At 68.8% G+C, this 18,131-nt stretch carries 16 protein-coding genes; all 16 read right to left on the bottom strand.

The features are described 5' to 3' along the window. Positions 1-11 precede the first annotated feature (11 nt). The 16 genes from D7X30_RS13040 to D7X30_RS12965 all read right to left on the bottom strand — a co-directional run bounded on the left by D7X30_RS13040 (position 12) and on the right by D7X30_RS12965 (position 18,127). Positions 12-524 carry a hypothetical protein gene (locus D7X30_RS13040; RefSeq protein ID WP_120563298.1) on the bottom strand — a complete coding sequence of 171 codons (513 nt, stop codon included), beginning with the start codon at positions 522-524 and terminating at the stop codon, positions 12-14. Beyond that, on the bottom strand, positions 521-4,348 hold the full coding sequence (locus D7X30_RS13035) for a type VI secretion IcmF C-terminal domain-containing protein (protein WP_120563205.1): 3,828 nt from the start codon (positions 4,346-4,348) through the stop codon (positions 521-523). Before D7X30_RS13035 ends, D7X30_RS13040 begins: the two co-directional genes overlap by 4 nt. A 1-nt stretch (position 4,349) precedes the next feature. Further along, the gene (locus tag D7X30_RS13030; protein ID WP_233591535.1) at positions 4,350-4,667 is read right to left on the bottom strand and encodes a hypothetical protein; all 318 of its coding nucleotides are present in this window, start codon (positions 4,665-4,667) and stop codon (positions 4,350-4,352) included. Next, a complete protein-coding gene (locus D7X30_RS13025) occupies positions 4,664-5,305 on the bottom strand; it encodes a DotU family type IV/VI secretion system protein (protein WP_120563204.1) in 642 nt (213 codons plus the stop codon). Before D7X30_RS13025 ends, D7X30_RS13030 begins: the two co-directional genes overlap by 4 nt. A gap of 12 nt (positions 5,306-5,317) precedes the next feature. Then, the gene (locus D7X30_RS13020; protein ID WP_120563203.1) at positions 5,318-6,964 is read right to left on the bottom strand and encodes a type VI secretion system baseplate subunit TssF; all 1,647 of its coding nucleotides are present in this window, start codon (positions 6,962-6,964) and stop codon (positions 5,318-5,320) included. 52 nt (positions 6,965-7,016) lie between these two features. Further along, the gene (locus tag D7X30_RS13015) at positions 7,017-7,643 is read right to left on the bottom strand and encodes a hypothetical protein (protein WP_014396958.1); all 627 of its coding nucleotides are present in this window, start codon (positions 7,641-7,643) and stop codon (positions 7,017-7,019) included. A 13-nt stretch (positions 7,644-7,656) separates the two neighbouring features. After that, the gene (locus D7X30_RS13010; RefSeq protein WP_120563202.1) at positions 7,657-9,345 is read right to left on the bottom strand and encodes a hypothetical protein; all 1,689 of its coding nucleotides are present in this window, start codon (positions 9,343-9,345) and stop codon (positions 7,657-7,659) included. After that, positions 9,345-9,734 (bottom strand): GPW/gp25 family protein, encoded by a 390-nt coding sequence (locus D7X30_RS13005; protein ID WP_120563201.1) that lies wholly within the window; start codon positions 9,732-9,734, stop codon positions 9,345-9,347. Before D7X30_RS13005 ends, D7X30_RS13010 begins: the two co-directional genes overlap by 1 nt. 5 nt (positions 9,735-9,739) lie before the next feature. After that, entirely contained in the window at positions 9,740-10,990 is a 1,251-nt protein-coding gene (tssK, locus tag D7X30_RS13000) for a type VI secretion system baseplate subunit TssK (RefSeq protein ID WP_120563200.1), read from the bottom strand. Between the two features lie 85 nt (positions 10,991-11,075). Beyond that, the gene (locus tag D7X30_RS12995) at positions 11,076-11,660 is read right to left on the bottom strand and encodes a hypothetical protein (RefSeq protein WP_120563199.1); all 585 of its coding nucleotides are present in this window, start codon (positions 11,658-11,660) and stop codon (positions 11,076-11,078) included. Positions 11,661-11,715: 55 nt separating this feature from the next. Continuing rightward, the gene (gene tssC / locus D7X30_RS12990; RefSeq protein ID WP_120563198.1) at positions 11,716-13,203 is read right to left on the bottom strand and encodes a type VI secretion system contractile sheath large subunit; all 1,488 of its coding nucleotides are present in this window, start codon (positions 13,201-13,203) and stop codon (positions 11,716-11,718) included. Between the two features lie 40 nt (positions 13,204-13,243). Beyond that, positions 13,244-13,897 (bottom strand): type VI secretion system contractile sheath small subunit, encoded by a 654-nt coding sequence (gene tssB / locus D7X30_RS12985; protein WP_120563197.1) that lies wholly within the window; start codon positions 13,895-13,897, stop codon positions 13,244-13,246. Positions 13,898-14,033: 136 nt separating this feature from the next. Next, positions 14,034-14,930: a hypothetical protein gene (locus tag D7X30_RS12980; protein ID WP_120563196.1), complete on the bottom strand. Its 897-nt coding sequence runs from the start codon at positions 14,928-14,930 to the stop codon at positions 14,034-14,036. A 5-nt stretch (positions 14,931-14,935) separates the two neighbouring features. Then, positions 14,936-16,018: a type VI secretion system protein IglI family protein gene (locus D7X30_RS12975; protein WP_120563195.1), complete on the bottom strand. Its 1,083-nt coding sequence runs from the start codon at positions 16,016-16,018 to the stop codon at positions 14,936-14,938. After that, on the bottom strand, positions 16,011-16,397 hold the full coding sequence (locus tag D7X30_RS12970) for a DUF4280 domain-containing protein (protein ID WP_120563194.1): 387 nt from the start codon (positions 16,395-16,397) through the stop codon (positions 16,011-16,013). The genes D7X30_RS12975 and D7X30_RS12970 overlap by 8 nt, the downstream gene beginning before the upstream one ends. A 14-nt stretch (positions 16,398-16,411) precedes the next feature. Further along, entirely contained in the window at positions 16,412-18,127 is a 1,716-nt protein-coding gene (locus D7X30_RS12965; protein ID WP_120563193.1) for an AMP-binding protein, read from the bottom strand. Between the last annotated feature and the right edge of the window lie 4 nt (positions 18,128-18,131).

Below are 18,131 nucleotides of genomic sequence, written 5' to 3'. Positions count from 1 at the left end.
CGCCGCCGCTCCTACTTGGGAGAGGCCAGGGACATCTTGGGCTCGGGCACCTTGGGCGCTTCCGGGGCCTTGGGCGCTTCGGGCGCGGCCGGCGTGGACTCCTGCGCGGGCACGCCCTTCGGCAGGTCCGTGCGGATGCGGCTCTCCTGGAGCTCGATGTCCACCGTCTTGGGCACCGGCACGTCCAGCAGCGCCTGCCACGCGCCGTTGGGCGTGGTGAAGAGGAAGCTCACTGCCACCGCCTGCTCCGGAGGCAGGGGGATCTTCACCTGCTTCGTGCGGCTCGGGTAGATGACCACCGTCTGGAGCACGGAGTCGTCCGGGCTGATGACCTTGGCCGCGACGTCCGCGTAGCCCTCCGTCATCGCCGTCTTCGACACCGTGCGGATGAGCATGTACAGCGGCCGGCCCTGGTTGGTGCCCGCGGGCGCATTGACGTTCACCGTCAGGCTGGGCGCCGCGCAGCTGCCCACCACCACCGCCGTCACCAGCCCCGCCGCCAGCCTCACGCTCCTGTCCTTCATGGCACCACCCCACGGAATGGCGCCCAAGGCTCGCCGCGCAACCCGAAGCTGATCTCCAGCACCTTCTCGTTCGCCGCCAGCCCGCGGCCCGGCAGCACCCACACCACGTTGGACTGGTCCGTCAGCGTCGCGGACTCCAGCAGGCGGAAGCAGTTCCACGACGACTCGGACATCTCCATGGAGCGGTAGCGCTTCCCGTCCCGCTGCGGCGAGCGCAGCTCCACGCCGATGGACGACGGCTGCGGGCTCCACCAGCTCAGGGGGAACTCACCCCACGCCGGCCGCTGGTTGAAGCCGAACGACGCCGCCCCGCCGCACTTCAGGTACGACAGCGTCACGAAGCTGTCCGGCGTGGGCGCCGTCGGCAGCGGCAGCGGACGCACCTGCATGGGGATGGGCCGGGGCTTGCCCTCGTCGTCCCACAGGAGCTTCGACAGGCGGCCCAGCTGGCCCAGCGCGGAGAGCATGCGCGGCGGCAGCAGCAGCCGGGACTTCAGCGGATAGCGCACCGACCAGTCCGTCCCGCGCTCCTCCACCACCGGCGCCAGCACCTGCGTGACGAAGCCCCAGAAGGCCCCGTCCTTGCGGCGCAGGACCTCCAGCTCCACCGGATCCACTTCCTGCGACGCGCTGGGATTGAACGGATAGCGCTTCACCAGCGGGTCCAGCGTGCGGCGGGCCTGGTAGGTCCACTGCTCCGCGATGACGCGCTCCAGCTCCGCGCGGCCCCGGTTGCGCACGATGATGAAGGGCTGGCGGAACGGCTGCCGGAACTCGCCCACCAGGCCGTGCTGATCCAGCCACGCGTCCACCCGGCGCAGGTACGAGTCCTCCTCCTCCAGCAGCATGCTCAGCGCCACGCGCCCCACGGGCGACAGCATCTCCGCCAGCTGCGAGCCCGCCGAGGACGCCGTCGCGCCAGCGGCCCCGGGCGCCGCGGGAGTGTTGGGGGCGGCGGGCTTCGCGGCAGCGGGCTTCACGCCGGACAGCTCCTGCTGCAGCTGCGACACCAGCGTGGTGTAGGCCGCCAGCTCCACGATCGCGCCGCTCTTGTCCGGCGTCATCAGCTGCACGATCGGCTTGAAGGGCGCCACCGCGTCGCGCATGGGCGCGTAGTACTCGCTCTCCAGCGGGCCCACGCCGGCGCGGGTGGCCACGTCGCGCAGCATCGCCTCCAGCGGCGACGACGGCTGCAGCAGCACGGACAGGTCGCTGGACAGCGAGCCTCGCGGCGTGGTGCGGAAGCGGTAGCCCCGGAACGTCGCGTAGAGGTCCTGGCCGTATCGCTTCGCGAACGTCTGCACCTTGCCCTGCACGAAGGTGGCGCGCTCCACGGCCTCCTCGCGCGACAGGCTGGACTTGGCGAGCCGCTCCGTGAACTCGTCCACCAGCGGGCTCAGCTGCGCGTCGAAGGCGGCCTTGCCCAGCACCTTGCCCACCACCGGAGCCGTCCCGCTGGTGAACTCCGTGTCGTCGTCCCCCACCCCTTCGGTGGCGACCTCCGACGTCATCTCCCCCGTGCGCGGGTTGAGCGCGTTGCCGTCGAACGGCGTACGGCCCGTCTCCTTCAGCGAGCGCAGCACCTTGTCCAGGAGCTGCCGCGACACGTCCATGGGGCGGAACTCGAAGTCGCGCCGGAGGACCTCCACCTGGTAGCGCGCGTCACCATCGCTGGGGGCGAAGAGGCCGTCCGCGCGGGTGAGCAGCTCCGCGGGCGTCATGCGGGCGGCGGCGCGCAGGGCGGCGTCCGTCTCGTCCTCCATGCGCAGGATGGCCTCCAGCGTCTGGCGGTTCTGGCGCAGCCAGTCCAGCGAGTCCAACAGGCTGCCCACGCCCTTCAGCTGGCTGGCGTCCGGCTCCGCGTCCGACGCGTTGATGAGGTCCATCACCTTGCGGGCGGAGCTGTACGGCGCGCTCTCCACCAGCGAGGCGCGCAGGCGCTCACGGTCGTCCGCCAGCGCGCGCCACCGGGCCAGGTCCAGCTCCTTCGCGGCCAGCGTCTCCTGCAACTGCATGAAGTGGTCGCGCCACGGGCCCAGCAGCCCGTCCATGGTCAGCCAGCCGTAGGGCCAGCGCGTCCAGGGGACGTTCTCGTCGAAGGGCTTGTCGCTGGCGATGACGTAGTTGGCGATCATCGGCTCCGCCAGGCCCATCGCCTCCAGCCAGTTATGCTCCTGGTCGGTGCTGGCCAGGCTCAACCCGAAGGCCTCGGCCGTCCACCCCAGTTGCTTCTTGTGCGCCCCGTGCACGCTGCGCAGCACGAACTGGCCCAGGTCCTCGTTGCGCGAGGCGTAGAGCACGCCCAGCGTGTAGAGCACCTGCTCCGGACGGCACAGCGTCTCCATGTGGCAGCTGTCATCCACCGAGGGCGCCGGGACGAGCGGCGTGGCGCGCGTGCCGCGGCTGGCGAAGGCGGGCGCGGGCTGGCAGCCGGGAATCTGGCCAGAGCAGCGCCGGCACTGGTCCTGGCACTTCTCCAGCATCGGCTTCAGGTAGGACATCCGGATGCTGCGCGCGAGCCGCGCCCGCAGCTCCTCCCACTCGTCGGTGAAGCTGTGGGTCAGGGGCGGCCAGAAGCGCGTGGCGCCCCAGAGGTCCTCCATCGCCTTCACCGCGTCGCCCGTCTGGGACTCCACCACGGAGCCGGACACGCTCTGGTTGCGCTGCTCCAGCCGCTGCACCGTCACCTGGAACGCGTCCAGCTTGTCCTGCGCGCGCAACAGCAGCCGGTAGAAGTGCGCGTACGCCAGCAGCACCGGCAGGCACCCCACCGCGAGGATGGCCGCGCACCGGCGCAGGTGCGTCCAGCGGTAGTCCCGGACGAGCAGCTCCGCGGGTTGATCCGCCTGCACCGCCAGCGCGCCCGTGGGCTGGGCATCCGCCCCTCCCGAGGACAGGAACACGCGCTGGAGCTTCAGCGGGTACGCCAGCGAGCCGCCCTCCAGCAGCGTGGACACGAAGCGTCCCAGCGCCGCGAATGCCTCGCCGCCGCGCGAGTAGAAGGACGCCAGCCGCTCGAACGCGTCCGGCGACAGGGAGGTGAGCCCCAGCGACAGGTACTTCTCCATGGGCTGGAGCGCTTCGCCCAGCTCCCCTTCCCTGCCGGGCGGCGGCACCGCCAGCTCCAGCGGCACGCCGTTCTTCCGGAGCAGCTGCGCGAAGTCCGCGTAGCCGTCCAGCGTGTCCATGTGCGTGAGGACCAGCCGCGTCTCCACGGGCGCCTGGCACACCTCCGACAAGAGATTGACCTTGCCGCGCAGCAGCTGGGTGACGCGCTTCACCTCGTCCGGAGACGTCTCCAGCAGCCAGTCGACCTTCAGGACGATGACGGCCCGGCCCACGTGCCGGCGCCCGAAGGTGGCCTTCCACAGCCGGCGCAGCGCGCGCCGCGCGTGGCGCGAGTCGTCCTCCAGCACGGGCGCGGCCAGCTCCTGCACCACGACCTCCGGCCCCAGGAACACCTTGAGGAGCGGGTCGTCCGTGTAGCTGGGCATGAACTGGCGCTGCTGCCGCTCCCAGTCCACCTCCGCTTCGATGAGGTCCGACTTGCCGCTGCCCGCCGGGCCCAGCACCACCAGCGTGGGGAAGTCCCGCACGGACGCGCGGAAGCGCCACGGCAGCTTCGCCAGGAACTGCTTGCGGATGGCCAGCAGCTGCCCCGACCCGAGCGGCTTCTGCTCGCCCGCGAGCGCAGGTCCGCGCTGCTGCCGCTTGCGCCACCAGAGCGTCACGCCCGCTCCAATGGCCGCGAGCACCACCACGATGCCCAGCACGAGCACCCAGTGGGCCTTCAAGGCCGCCAGCATGGACTGAAGCGCGCCCACGTCAGCCGCCGCTCCTTCCGCCCGGCTTCACGGCCAGCTGGAGCGCTTCCAACACGTCCTCCGCCTCCTCCAGCGTGGACGTCAGCTTCGCGCGCAGCTTCTCCTGCTCCTGCGGCGACGGCAGCATCCCGTCCCCGGGCGGATCCAGCACCACCAGGCCCTCACGCACGGAGTCCAGCAGCGGCTGCACGCCCTCCTTCAGCGACCCCAGCTCCGCGCCCACCTGCTGTTCCAGCGCGTCCAGCAGCGCGAGCGTCTTGGGCGGAGCCTTGGGGGTCGGCGCGGGAGGCCGGCTGTCGTGTGTCGGGAAGGGCCTCAATTGGAGACCCACCACAGGAGGATGGGCAGCCCCAGCACGATGGCCGCCGTCACGGCGTAGTAGTGCACCGGGAAGTCGTAGACGGTGGGCACCGCCGCGGGCACCACCGGCGCGAGCGGCGCCATGGCCGCCGGCTGCGGGATGCGCTGCGAGATGCGGTCCTTGAGTTCGCGGATGCGCTCCGGCTGCCCTACGAGGCGGCCCGTGAAGCCCGCGGCCAGGCAGAAGCGGATCATCTCGAAGACGATGGAGGGCGTATCGTTGCGACGCAACTTCTCTTCCACGAACTCGTAGAAGAGGTCTCCGCCTGCATCAACCTGAAACAGGTTCTGCTGCAGGAGCGGCCAGAGATGTTGCTCCGCGTCCGACAGCCGCCGCAGCACCCACTCATCCAGGAAGAAGACGAAGGGGCGGATCAGATCCTCCACTTCATCCGGGCGCATGTCCGCGCCGAACGCGGCGCGCAGGCGCTCCAGCTCCACCATCAGCGCCTGCTCCAGGTGGCCCAGTGCCTCCGGCCCCACCCTGCCCTGCGGCCGGCGCGCACCCGGGGCGGGCTCGGCGGGCAGGGCCCGGTCGAGGAGCTGGCGCACGCGACGCTGCGTGGCCAGGAGTGCGTTCCAATGCTCCAGTTTCATGAGAGTGTTTGACTATGTTGGAAGCTGTAGCGGCCCCAAACCCGCCACCGAGGCCTTGAGATCAACAGTCGCCTCGTTGTTCCAAGCATCAAGCAGGTCCCTCAACTGCTCAAGAAAGCAGATGACGACAGGCTCGAAGCTTTGGTCGAAGGGCTCCATCACGGCTTCATACGCGTGGCGGATCCCCGAACCCTTGAGCGCGCTGTCGGGCACAACACTGAACTTCAACTCCTTGAGCCATGGAAGGACGCGGCGGAACGGGCTCTCCGCGGGGGTCCCCAGGTGACCCAGCAGGGCGACCACCTCGTCGCGGCCCAGCGTGGGCTTGGCCTTCCACGCGAGGAATTGGGTCAACGCCTCGACATCATCCCGTAGCACGCTGTCGCGGTGGGGCTGGAGGCTGCCCACCGTCTGCCATTTCAAGCCTTCGATGTGACGGCCCGGCACGGACACCTCCACCCTGCCCGCCGCCTGCGCGGAGAACTGCGGCTGGTGCCACAGCGCCTCCAACACAATCTTTCGCGGCGCGGTGAAGGCCTCCGGCATGCGCACGATGAGGCTCTGCCGCGAGGCGAGCTTCTCGTCGAAGGTCTCGTCCACCTCGTAGCTGGGGCCCTTGCCGGGCAGGAAGGCGGGCCGCAGCGGGGCCAGGCCTGCCTTGGTCATCTCGAAGACGCCCGTCACCGAGTGCAGCGTGAACTCGCGCCCCGCGCTCATGCTGATGATGGGGTGCTCCGCGCGCGTGCCGTCCGCCACCACCACCTGCGCGGGCTCCGCCTTGAGGTTCACCACCGGCACGGTGAAGAGCTGGAAGAAGTCCGGGTGCAGCGAGCGGCCGATGTTCCAGTCCTTGTCCAGGTCCAGGCAGATGCAGAACCGCATCCAGGAGCTGCCGCGCGGCGGCGGCACCTTCACGTGCACGAAGAGCTGCTGCTCCGGGAACTGGAAGAACGCGCGCAGGCGCTGGAACGGGTGCGCGTAGAGGCCGCTGTCGTCCGGCGCGGGCGGGTCGCGGTTGAAGGACACCTCGCAGGGGCTGCCCACGGAGTGCTCATCCGCCTCTTCGTCGTAGACGACGCTCACCTGCTTCACGTGCTTGCGCAGCGCATGGAACACCGCCAGCGACGAGCGGTAGTCGTCCAGGTGCCGCACGTGCAGGCTGAGCACGTCGATGGCGTCCTTGCGCGCGAAGCGGGACTCGAAGCGCAGGATGAGCCGGTGGCCGCTTCTCACCTGCGGCACCACGTCCGTGCCCTTGAGGAAGATGGGCAGCACGCGCAGGTCGCGCTGGAGCCGGAAGGAGCCGGACACCCCTTCCGCGGGCGTCAGGCGCAGCTCCGTGCCCCGGGTGAGCAGCACCGGCTCCACCATCTTCTCCGTGGGCACGGCCTGCGCCATGGCGGCGGCGGGCACGGGCTCCAGGAGGAAGTCGAAGAAGCCCGCGAACAGCCGGCGCCAGGTGGAGCGCAGGTTGTGCAGCGTGGCGTGCCGCGTCTGCACGGAGAAGAACGCCATCGCCTCGATGAGGCGGCGCACGTCCGGGTCCTCGCGATCCAACGGGGCCGCCGGGTGCCGCTCCTGGAAGCGCTGACGGAAGCGCTCCAGCCCGTCCAGCTCCGACAGGAAGTCCAGGTAGATCTTCTCTGAGAAGTCCTTCACCGCCCGCTCTCCCGCCGTACGTCTGTTGTTGCCATGTGTGAGTCAGCCGTCTTCAGCCCAGCTTCACCAGGGTGCCGCCCACGCTGGTGATGGAGCCCTTCAGGTTCGCCATGCCGGAGCTCTCCAAATCGAGCTTGCCGGTGCCGGACACCTTGGTCATCGCGCCGGACATCTCCGCCTGCGACTTGCCGGCGAGCTTCAGCGTCACGCCGTCCACCTTCGCTTCGCCGCCGGACGTGACCATCTCCGCGCCCATGTTGCCCTTCATGGCCAGCTTGGACGTGGCCTCGATGTTCACGTTCGCGCTGGAGGACAGCTTCGCGTCGCTGGTGGCCGTCTGCGTGAGCTTCGCGCTCGTCTTGAGCGTCATGTCCTTGGTGCTCTCCACCGTGAGCGTGTCCTGGCTGGTCCACTTGGAGACGCCCTTGGACTTCATCGTGATGGTGTCGGTGTCGAAGGTCAGGTCCTTCACCGTCACCACGATGCTGTCCTGCTTCTGCACGATGGTGCTCGTCTCCTGCTGGCCCTTCACCGTGATGGTGATGCTGGTGCCGTCCATCACGATGGTCTGGGTGATCTGATCATCCCCGTTGTCGACCTGGACGGTGATGCCCCCCTTCTTGTCCAGTTCGATCTTGCAGACCAGCGTCCCTGCCGCTCCCGGTCCTGAAGCTCCCATCGTCCCTCCCGCCTCAGGCGGACTCTTCCTTCACCAGGATGAGCAGGTTGCCTTCCTTGAGTTCGACCTTCTCCGTGTCGCTCTCGTTCGTGCGCTGCAGGCGCCACAGCGGCTTGTTGTCCTCGTAGAAGTGCCTCATGGACGTGCCGCTCGTCGTGGTCTTTCCGACGAGCAGGTGCACGCCCTGCCCGTCCGAGGGCAGCCGTGCGCCCGCCCGCCAGTCCAGGTTGCGCTTGAGCCACGCGCGCAGGAAGTCCAGCGCCACCAGCACCCGGGCGCCCTTGTAGGCCGGGAAGTAGAAGTGCCCCGGCTGCAGGTTCGCGTTGAAGGGCACCTGGACGATTTGATTGGCGAAGAGCGGCAGCTTCACCTTGTAGCTGTCCAGCGACGTGGCCTCGTCCGTGTACGCCTGCCAGGTCTCGTCCTTCTTCTCGCCCACCTCGCTGACGATGAGCCCCTCCACGAAGCGCGGGTACACCGGCGCGGTGAAGGGCGGCAGGTCCACGTGCGCTTCGGCCTTCTTCTCCAGCCGCGTGGTGAACGAGATGAGGAAGCGGCTCTCCGGCTTCGGCCGCCGCACGGGCTCGTCGCCTCCGGGGCCGGACGCGTCCCCGCCCGCGGGAATCTCTCCCTCCTCCACGGGCAGCGGCTCCGCGCGCAGGCTCATCCGGCGCACCCGGAAGTCCTGCGTGGCCGGCACGCCCGCCGCCGTCCACCCGGCGGTGTCCGGCAGCTTCACCAGCGCGCCCGGGGCGAAGGCCACCGCCGGGAAGCGGTTCCAGTCCAGCTCCACCTCCAGGCCGCGCACCTTGAGGCGCGCCGTCTCCAGCGTCACGCGGGCCTGCACGTCGTCCGCGATGTCCGTGCGCAACAGCACGTCCTGGCGGACGCCGGTGACGGCCTGGGCGTTGGTGATGGCCTGGTTCTTGGGGCTCTCCGCGGCGGCATTCAGGATGGCCACGTCGTGGCGCGCCACCTCCGGGAACACCACCGACACGCGGTCCACGTCCGCCGCGCGCAGGGTGATGGGCGTCCCGCTGGTGTCCTTCGCCGCGCGCAGCTGGTAGCCCTGCGCCGTGTAGTCGTACGCCAGCACGCCGTTGCGCGTGTGCACGAACCAGACGACGAAGTCGTAGAAGCTGGCGCCGGACTCCGGGGCCAGGCCCAGGAAGATGAGCGGCAGCGTCTTGTCCAGCTGCGCGGCCCAGTCATTGGCCAGGGCAATCTTGTCGCCCTTGTGCGCGTCCAGCACGTCCTGGAGCGTCTTCTGCGTGTAGAGCACGCAGGGGTAGTGCTGCGTCCACAACAGCCGCGCGGGGTCCACGAAGCGCACGGTGTAGTGCCGGTAGGTGATGCCCGCGCCCTTGGCCTGGGCGACGGCCTCCTCCGTGAGCGACTTCTCCTGCACCAGCCCCTTCACCTTCAGCGACGTGAAGGTGGGCTTCGTCGCCGTGTCGGAGTGCAGGGCCTTCAGCTCCAGCGCCACCTCCGCCAGGTCCGGCTTGAGGAAGTCCGCCAGCAGCTTGTCCTGCTTCTGTCCGCCGTGCCCCGTCTCGTCGAGCACGCGGAACTCCACCCTCCCCTCGTGCCCCCAGCCGTGCAGGTCCAGCTCGAAGGCGAGCACGTCAGACGAAGGGATGGCGTGCGCCGTCCCGCCAATGGTGAGCGTCAGGCCCAGGTCCAGGCGGTCGGCGAAGGCCATCAGGTGTCCTCCGCCTGCACGCGCACCCGGCCGGTGGTGGAGTGGAACATCAGCGACAGGTGGCAGGGCTGTCCGTTGAAGGTGCCCTTGCAGTCGAAGTAGAGCCACAGCGCGCTGTCGCGGCCCCGCAGCTTCACTTCGGGCTCCACCAGCCGCGGCTCGTGCCGCGTCACTTCCTGCTGGATTTCGGCGGTGAGCGCCTCCACCAGCTCGCGCGTGCCCAGCTTCTCCGTGTACCCGCCCAGCCCGAAGTCATGCATGAAGAAGCCGTAGCCCTTCTTCGTGTTGAGCACGGCTTCGATGTTGTGCATCACGTGCTCCAGGCTGTCGCGCGAGTCGGAGCGCTCCCTGCGGGTCGCGAACTTGTCCAGGAACGGTGCGCGCGCCATGGCGTCTAGCTCCTCCGCCAGAACAGCGAGGTCTGGGCGCCCCGGAGCGCGGGCGTCACGTAGAAGGCCAGGCCGTCCTCGCGCAGCGCGTGCTGCCACTCCTCGCCGTTGCTCAACAGGTACCAGTCGATCTCCGGCCCCAAGGCATGCGGGAACGACGGATACGGCACGTGCTTGAAGGGCACGCCCTTCAAGGCCTGGCGGCGCACCAGCGGCAGCCGGGACGGGCTGGCCAGCTTCACGCCGTCCAGCGGCGTGCGCTCCCCGGGCTGGGTGCGCTGCACCAGCAGGTAGGCCTCGCTGGCGGAGCGGATCTCCGGAGGCAGCGGCGTCATCTGGAACTGCCCTTCCTTCGCCTGGAAGGCCTTGTGCGTGGAGCGCGTGGCCTCCGGCTGGAAGCTGCGCTGGAGCAGGCGGATCCACCCGCCCAGGGACTCGTTGAGCCCCTCGTGCTGGTACACCGGCATCTGGTCGTCCGGGAGCATCTCCAGGTAGCAGCACGCCTCGAAGTACAACCGGCGAAGCGCGTCGAACAGGTGGTACGGGTGCACGTACACCTGACGGAACATGTCCCGGCGCAGCGCGATGAGCCGCTGCACTTCAAAGAGCGCCCGGCGCGCGTTGGTGAGCCGGTCCGTGCGCAGGTATGTGTCCGAGATGTTGGTGAGCAGCTGCTGGCGCACCTGATCCAACAGGTCATCCAGCGTGGAGAGCAGCTTCTCCAGGAAGGGGTTGGGCCCCACGAGCAAGAGCGGCGGCACCCAGTCCGGGGACGTGTGCCACGCGCCGTCCTCGTCCTGCGACACGGCGGCCAGCCCCAGGGAGCCAATGGTCCCGTCCAGCACCGGCTCCGTGGACAGCTGCAGCTTGTGCAGCACGCGCTGGAGCACCGGCGGATCATCCGCGTACAGGCGGATGCCCTCCGCGCTGACGGTCTCCTTCAGCACGTGCAGGTAGATGATGAACTCCGTCTTGCCCACGGCTTCCAGCGACAGGGGCGAGATGACGGAATTGCCAGGGACGTCCAGCAGGTCCCCGGACTTGGTGACGACGGTGAGCGCGGAGATGGACAGGCTGCCGCTCTGCAGGAGCGACTCGTTCCAGGCCAGGTTCGCGACGCCGTAGGAAGGCAGGCCGGACAGCGTGGAGTGGAGGCGGATCTCCGCGTCCAGCGCGTCCTCCTGCGCGACGAAATGCTCCGGAAGAAGCGTCTGGCCTACGTGCCAGCGGACCCGTGCGAGCTTGTACCGCTGCATGCGCCTTGTGTTCCTTCCACCCGCCTGACCCGGCCGGGAGCGAATCCTGCTCCCGGCCCGGTTTAGACCCGGACCGCGGCCGATGCTACTTGGCGGCCGCTTCGGTGATGCCCCACTTCTTCGCGATCTTCTTCGCGGAGGAGGTGGCCAGGTTCAGCGACTGCTCGCTCGCCTGGGGCTTGATGCCGATCTGGAACGTGAAGTTCTTGGGCGACTGCACTTCACGCGACTCGTTGTCCGCGACGGACATGTTCAGGTCGTCGCCGTTCTTCTCGAGCAGGCCCTTCATCTCCGCGTCGAGGAAGTTGGACTTGAAGTACTTCTTCCCGATGGGGTCGTACTCGTAGATGACGTACTTGAAGTTGACTTCAATGTTGCTGAAGTTGCCCAGCAGCATCTCCGCGATCTTCTGCTTGTTCGCCACCGACACCTGGCCGGAGAAGTACATGGCGTCCGTCACGCCCGTCTCCCACAGGTAGTGGTTGAGCACCGCGACGACCTTGTCCGCGATGGCCGCGTCCGGATTCTCAGGATCCTTGATGGTCTCCTGGTCCGCCGCCAGCGCCTCGCCGCCAATGGTGATGGCGGTGATGTAGCCCACGGGGCTCTGCTTGTCCTTCTTGAAGTTGAAACCCTGATACACGTCCAGGTTGCGCGAAAACTGGGGCATCGTTCACTCCAGGGTAAGCGGGGCAGGCTCTCACCTGCCCCAAGTGGGATGCGGCTTAACCGAGCCGCGACTCGAGCATCAGCTCCACGTTGAGGCCTTCGAACTGGATGTGCGGGAGCACGGCCAGCTTGCAGTCGTACCAGCCGATCTCACCGGGGCGCGGGAAGACGACCACGCTGCTCGCCTTGAACGGGAAGCGGCGCACGGTGAGGTCGTCCGGGTTGGCCACGGTCGTGACGTAGTTGGACAGCCACGAGTCCAGCTGCCGCTGGATGTAGGGCGCGTCCGCCGTGTTACCGATGTTGTCACGCATGATGCACTTCACGTAGTGCGCCAGACGCGTGATGGAGAACGTGTAGGCCAGGTTGGTGACCAGCTGCGAGTTCTCCGAGTCCTTGGGGTCCTTGAACGTCTTGGCGACCTTGGCGGACTGGGTGCTGAAGAACGTCGCGTCGCTGGAACCCTTCCGGTACACGAGCGGGATGAAGCCGGAGCGCGCGAACTCGTACTCGCGGTAGTCCGGGATGGCGATCTCCACCGGGGCCTTGATCTCCTCCTGGCCGCGCAGGGAGAAGGTGTCCACGGGCAGGCCGGAGATGAGGCCACCGCCCTTGGGGCCGCGGATGGACTGGCACCAGCCGCTGATCTCGAACGCCTTCACCATGTTGCGCGCGAGCAGGATGGCGGAGTTGCCCCAGAGGTACTTGTCGGAGTCGCCGCGCGCCGTCTCGGTGAAGTTGAGGACGTCGCAGGGGTTCTTGTCCGGGTGCCAGGGCAGGCGCAGCACGTAGCGCGGGAAGGTCAGGCCCACGTACGCGGCCTCCTCCGTGTCGCGGAACGCGTTCCAGCGGCCGAACCGCGGGTGGGCGAGCACGCCCTCCAGGTTCTTGATGGCCTCCATCTCCTCGATGGTCTCGCAGCCGAAGAACTTGTGGTTCACGGCGGAGATGAACGGCGCGTGCGCGGCGTTGGAGACCTTGGCCATGCGCTGCAGCCAGGTGAGGTCCGCGGGCGACGAGGAGAAGTCGTACAGGCCCACGATGGCGCCGAAGGGACGGCCGCCGTACTGGTCGTACTCCTGGATGTAGACCTTGTCGAACAGCGCTCCGGCGAAGATGTTGCTGGAGTTGTTCTCGAAGTCCTCCGCCAGCTCATCCTTGGCGACGTCCAGGATGTCGATGGCGATGTTGGCCTTGAAGTTGGTGTGGTCGACCAGGTCCTCCAGGCCGCGCCACGTGGACTCCAGCTTCTGGAAGGTGTCGTTGTGGAGGATCTCGTTCATCTGCGCGTCGATCATGCGATCGATGCGGCTGATGACGTCCAGCACCTGGCCCTTGTCGAAGCGGGCGGTGTTGTCCGGGCCCTCCACGGGGGCCACGTTCTGCAGCAGCGCGGCGACGCTGGAGAGGAAGCGGCTCTCCAGGGTGACCTGCTGCTCGTCGCCGGCGGGCGCGAAGTTGGTGGTGATCATCGGCGCCGATTCCTGGGGCGGATCGAGCCGGACGCTGGTGAACAGGCGCTTCAGGTAGGTGGTCTCAGCCATGGCGGAGTCCTTTTAGAAGTCGAAGGGTTGGGAAGTCGGATCAGGAAGCAGCCGGGGGCTTGGCACCCGCGGCGACGGTGGCGGCGACCGCGGCCGTGGCGGCGGCAGCCCCCCCGGCGGGCTTGCCAGCGGCTGCGGCGGCACCGGCGGCGGCGGCGGGCGCGTCCGTCTTCGCCGCGGTCTCTCCGGCGGGCAGGCGCATGGTCTCGTAGCCCTTCAGCTCGTTGAGCAGCTCCTTGAGCGCGTCCGGCTTGGAGAACAGCTCGTAGAGTTCGCGGCGCAGGTCCTTGCGGTTGTCGATGTTCGACTGCATCTCCACGAGGAGCGTCTTCAGCAGCAGCAGCGCCTTGAGCTTCGGCACGTGCTTGACGATCTCATCCGGGTGGAAGGACTTCATCCGGTCGATGGGGAGCGTGACGTTCAGCTCCTCCTCCACGTCCGGATTGATCCGGTTGGCGACCTGGAAGTTGGCGGACATCTTCATGTCCTTCATCAACTCGTCCAGGTTGCGGCCGTCCACGGAGCGCAGCTTGCGCGTCTCCAGGTCCGTCTTGCGGTCCTCGGAGGTCCCCAGCGAGTAGTCGCCCATGACCAGGAGGCGCAACGGCAGGTTCACCGTCTCCTGCTCGCCGTTGATGGTGGTGCGGTACGTGAGGGTGATGCGGGATTTGGGAAGCTGGTCCTGAATGGCCACGGTGACTCCCTGACATTCGCAGCGCGTTTGATTCCCCCCGTCCTACTGGAGCCGCCCCGGGAGTACGCCCTGCCGAGTGAACATTTACAGCCTAGGCGCGATCAGGAATTCCCGTCAACCAGCCGACATGACAGGTCTAGCGGGGTTCTGATGATCGCAGTTGAGCGGTGTCCCCCGTGAACAGGAGGACCTCCTGGGTCTGTTCCGGACCGCCTACCAGCGGTTCGTAACCCAGATGACTTCCGTCGATGAGCCGGGCGTAGCTGCTCTGATCACGCAGGCACAGGATGACGGCGAGCGCGAGCGGGGTCTCCGCGAGGCTCGGGAGGATGCGGGCGTTGAGGCGCCGGCGGGCCTCCACGGCCCAGGGGGTGCCGGTGCCGGAGTGAGGCTCGTTGAGGAACAACCGCACCTCCACGCCGCCCGTGGGAACGGTGGCGAAGCCGCCCACCGCGCTGCCGTCTCCGAGCGCGGCGGCGCCCAGGCGGATGCCCTTGGCTTCGATGCGCTGGCGGCGCGTCTCGCGGCGCACCACCACCTCCGCCTCCGGGAAGACCTTGGCGAACAGCCAGTGCAGGCTGCTGGGACACGCGAGGCGAAGCAGGCGCAGCCGGTGCGCGGTGGAGTGCTCCCAGCCGGGCAGCAGGGATTCGTCGCGGTCCGGGAACTGGCCCGCGAAGCGGGTCCGCAGCAACAGGTGGTCGAAGTAACCCAGGAAGTCAGCCATCGTGTCCTGCTCCAGGCGGTCCATGGCCTGGAAGAGGAAGGATGGCAGCGGCGTCTGGAGACTGAGCAGGCCCAGGTTGACGGTGATGACCACGCGTCTGCGCGGGTGGCGGGTGAATTCGATGGCATGCACCAGGTGGGGTTGGTGCACGGTGCTGCGGTGGCTGCGGAACTCCACCTCCGCCTCGCCGTAGCCCTCCTTGGCGAGCAGGTCCAGGAGGGCCGGCACGTCGAAGCTGCGGATGCGCTCGCTGATGCGCTCCTCGACGGTGAGCTTGCGGTTCGGCTGTTCGCGCTCCAGTGCCATGGGGGCTATTCGTCGTATTCCGAGCCGCCGCCGCGCGGCTGGCGCTGCTGGGCGACGAGGAACGCGTCCAGGTCCACGCGGTAGAGCTGATCCATGGCGCGGAAGGACAGCGTCTCCGTGTTGTGCAGCATGGGCTCAATGGCTTCCGCGTGCTGTGCCAGGCCATTGAAGAAGCCGGAGAAGAGCTGCGGCAGGTACACGCGCGGGTCGAAGCGCTCCACGGTGGCGAGCACGTCCACGGCGATGACGCTCGCCTTGGAGTAGTCCTCTCGCTCCACCAGCGCTTCAAAGGCAGACAGCTTGCGGACCAGCTGCGCGAGCGCGGGCGACATGGGCACGCTGGGGCCGGCGTCCTGTTCCTCCTGGCGGGCGGCCTTCTTGCGGCGCGCGGGGCGGACCTCCTCTTCCTCCTCCCCTTCGTCGTCCTCTTCCTCCTCGTCGTCCGGAGCGGCGGCGAGCTCCGGCTCGGGGGCCGCGGCGGGCCCGGGCTCCTCCGGCGGGGGCAGGAAGGGCACGGCCTGGGCGTGGGAGCGCAGCGCGCCGAGCAGCGTGCGCATGGCGTCCATGCACGCGCTCTTCTGCAGGATGGCGAGGGCGGCGATGAGCGGGTCGCCCAGGGCCAGGGCCTCTTCGATGGGCTCGCGGTTGCCGGGCGCGCTCCACGTCTGCCATTGCGCGTCCTTGAGGCGCGAATGGTGTTCCAGGTGCTTGCCCATCATCTTCAGCAGCCAGCGCAGGCCGGTGTCCGCGAAGACGAGCTTCTTCTCCAGCGGGCCGAAGAAGTCCCAGTTCTCCGTCAGCGTGCGCTTGAGGGAGCGGAACAGGACGGGCAGCGCCTTCATGCCCTCCGCGAAGAAGTGGCCGAAGAGGTACGGCCCCACCACGCGCACGTCGCGCACGCCCTGGCGCAAGAGCCCCGCGGCGGCGTGGGCCGCGTCCGCGTACTCGCTCTTGGCGACGAAGCCGGTGATGGCCTCCAGGCGCGGATCCGGGCCCTCGGACTCGTCGAGCGGTACGGGGGCGGTGGTGAACTCCACGTCGAGCAGCGTGAAGTCCACGGGCTCCAACGCCTGTGCGGGGCTACCCATCGATGGCCACCATCTGTCCGGGGGAGACGACCTGGATGACGCCGCCGTAGCTGCACATGCACTTGGAGTTGCTCTCCAGCGCCGGCATGTTGCCGATGAGCACCTTGGGGCACCCGGGCATCCAGGGGGCCGCGGTGGCGGGGATGCAGGGCATGGGGGTGAGGACGCCGAAGGCCGCCGCGGTCGCCGCCGCCACCATGGGGTTGGCCAAGGACTGGCACATGCCGAAGGGCAGCACGTTCAGGAACGGCTTGTTGTCCATGATGTTCGCCGCGGGTGTGGTGGCCATGATCCGGTTCACGGGCAGCACCATCAGCGACGAGGGCGCCATCCCGAAGCTGCATTGGAGCATCGCTCCCATCACGACCTGAGCACCCATGTGCCGCTCCTTTTTCAGCGCCCTGGCGACGGGTCATCTTCGCCCGAAGCGCCAGCGCTTTCCAGCAGTCGTTCCCGCAGGGCGGTGAGGGCCTGGAACATCGGGTCCTTCGCCTTCTTGTGTAGCGCCCCGGTGAAGAACTGCGAGGCGCACCACGCGTCGTCGACCGCGCCCTTCACCCGGTGGGGAAAGAGCGGGAAGAACTCGATGCGGTCGGGCAGGAAATCCCCGCCGAGCAGCATTTCGATGCGCCGGTGGATCTCCTGCTCGCCGGACGAGGGAGCAGGCGTGGCCCCCGTGAAGGCCAGGAGGATGAAGCGGGAGTGGCTGGCGAGGCCGCCGGTGGACACCGGCACCACGCTGGTGCCCACGAGGAACGGCAGGCCCTCCAGCGCGGCGGTGACCTCCTTCGCGGAGTACGTGCGGCCGTCGTGCCGGAAGCCCAGCGTGCCCGCGTAGTGGTAGCGCTGGCGGATCCGCGCGAGCAGGACGTGGCCCGGCGGGTACTCCTTGTCCGGCAGGAGCGTGAAGACGCCCACGTCCGTGGGAGCGCCCTGCCCGCTCGCGTTCGGATCCTTCAGCGTCCACGCGCGGCCCGGGACGGGGAAGACGTCCGTGTGCACGTCCGTGGTCGCCTCGCTCACGCCGCGCGACGACGCCAGCACCGCGCCGCCGGCGGACGCGTCGATGAGGACGTTGGAGGACGGCACGGCCTGGAGGCCGCACTGCTTCACCCACGCGCGCCACGCCTGGGCGTCGAAGGGCTCCTCCGGATTGCGGAACCAGTGCTGCACGTTGCGCAGGTTGGCGCGGTGGCGCAGGAGCAGGTCGCGCAGCTTCGGCGTGACGCCCAGCGCGCGCAGCGGGTGCTCCAGGAGCGGGGCCGGGTTGAGCGCCAGGTCCGCCATCTCCAGGTGCAGGTAGGTGGCGCCGCGCAGGAGCGTGGCGAAGAGGAGCGCCGGCAGGTGCTGGAGCACCGGGAAGTCCGGCGCCGCGAGGATGTCCCCTGGCGACAGGCCGAAGGTGAGCATCCCGTCGCCAATGGCGCCCTTCCACGCGTTCTCCGCGGTGAGGGGCACGGGCGTGTGCGGCGGATCCACCAGCGGCGAGAAGAGCAGCCCCACCACGTCCGACGGCTTGTACGTGTGGGACGTGAAGCCCGGCGCTCCCCTCCCCTGGCTCTTGAGCAGCAGCTGCTCGTGGCCCTTGAGGAGCGGGAGCTGGTGGGGCTCCGCGGCGATGAAGTCCGGCGTCAGGGACTCCAGCCGGGTGGCCATGGCGCGCGGGCCCATGGGCGGCAGGAGCGTGAAGCAGCAGCCCAGCTTCAGCGTGGCCAGGAGCGACACGAGCATCTCCTGCCCCACGCCGTGCACCAGGCACACCTCGGCGCCCGGCTCCACGCCCTGATCCGCCCATTCGCTGGCGCGGCGCGAGGCCAGGTCGTGCAGCGTGCGGTAGCCCAGGGCCTGCCAGCCCTGGATGCGCTGGTGCGTGCGGAACGCGGGGCGCTCCAGCGCGACGTGGCGCACGATGAGATCATGGAAGAAGTCGTACTGCTGGCCCGGGCGGCTCTTGGGCGGCGGGACGCCCCGGCCCGCGTGGGCCTCCGCGAGCGCCACGGCGAACCCTTCCGGATCCTCCCAGCTCTCCTGCCACCACTTGGGGGCCCCGGACTCCGGAGCGAAGCCGGCTTCCTGCTGCCGGAGGATGTCCTTCACGTCGAAAGGCATGGGT

Source organism: Corallococcus sp. AB011P, from assembly GCF_003611605.1.
Lineage (GTDB): Bacteria > Myxococcota > Myxococcia > Myxococcales > Myxococcaceae > Corallococcus > Corallococcus coralloides.
This window is presented reverse-complemented; position numbering and strand designations above follow the sequence as displayed.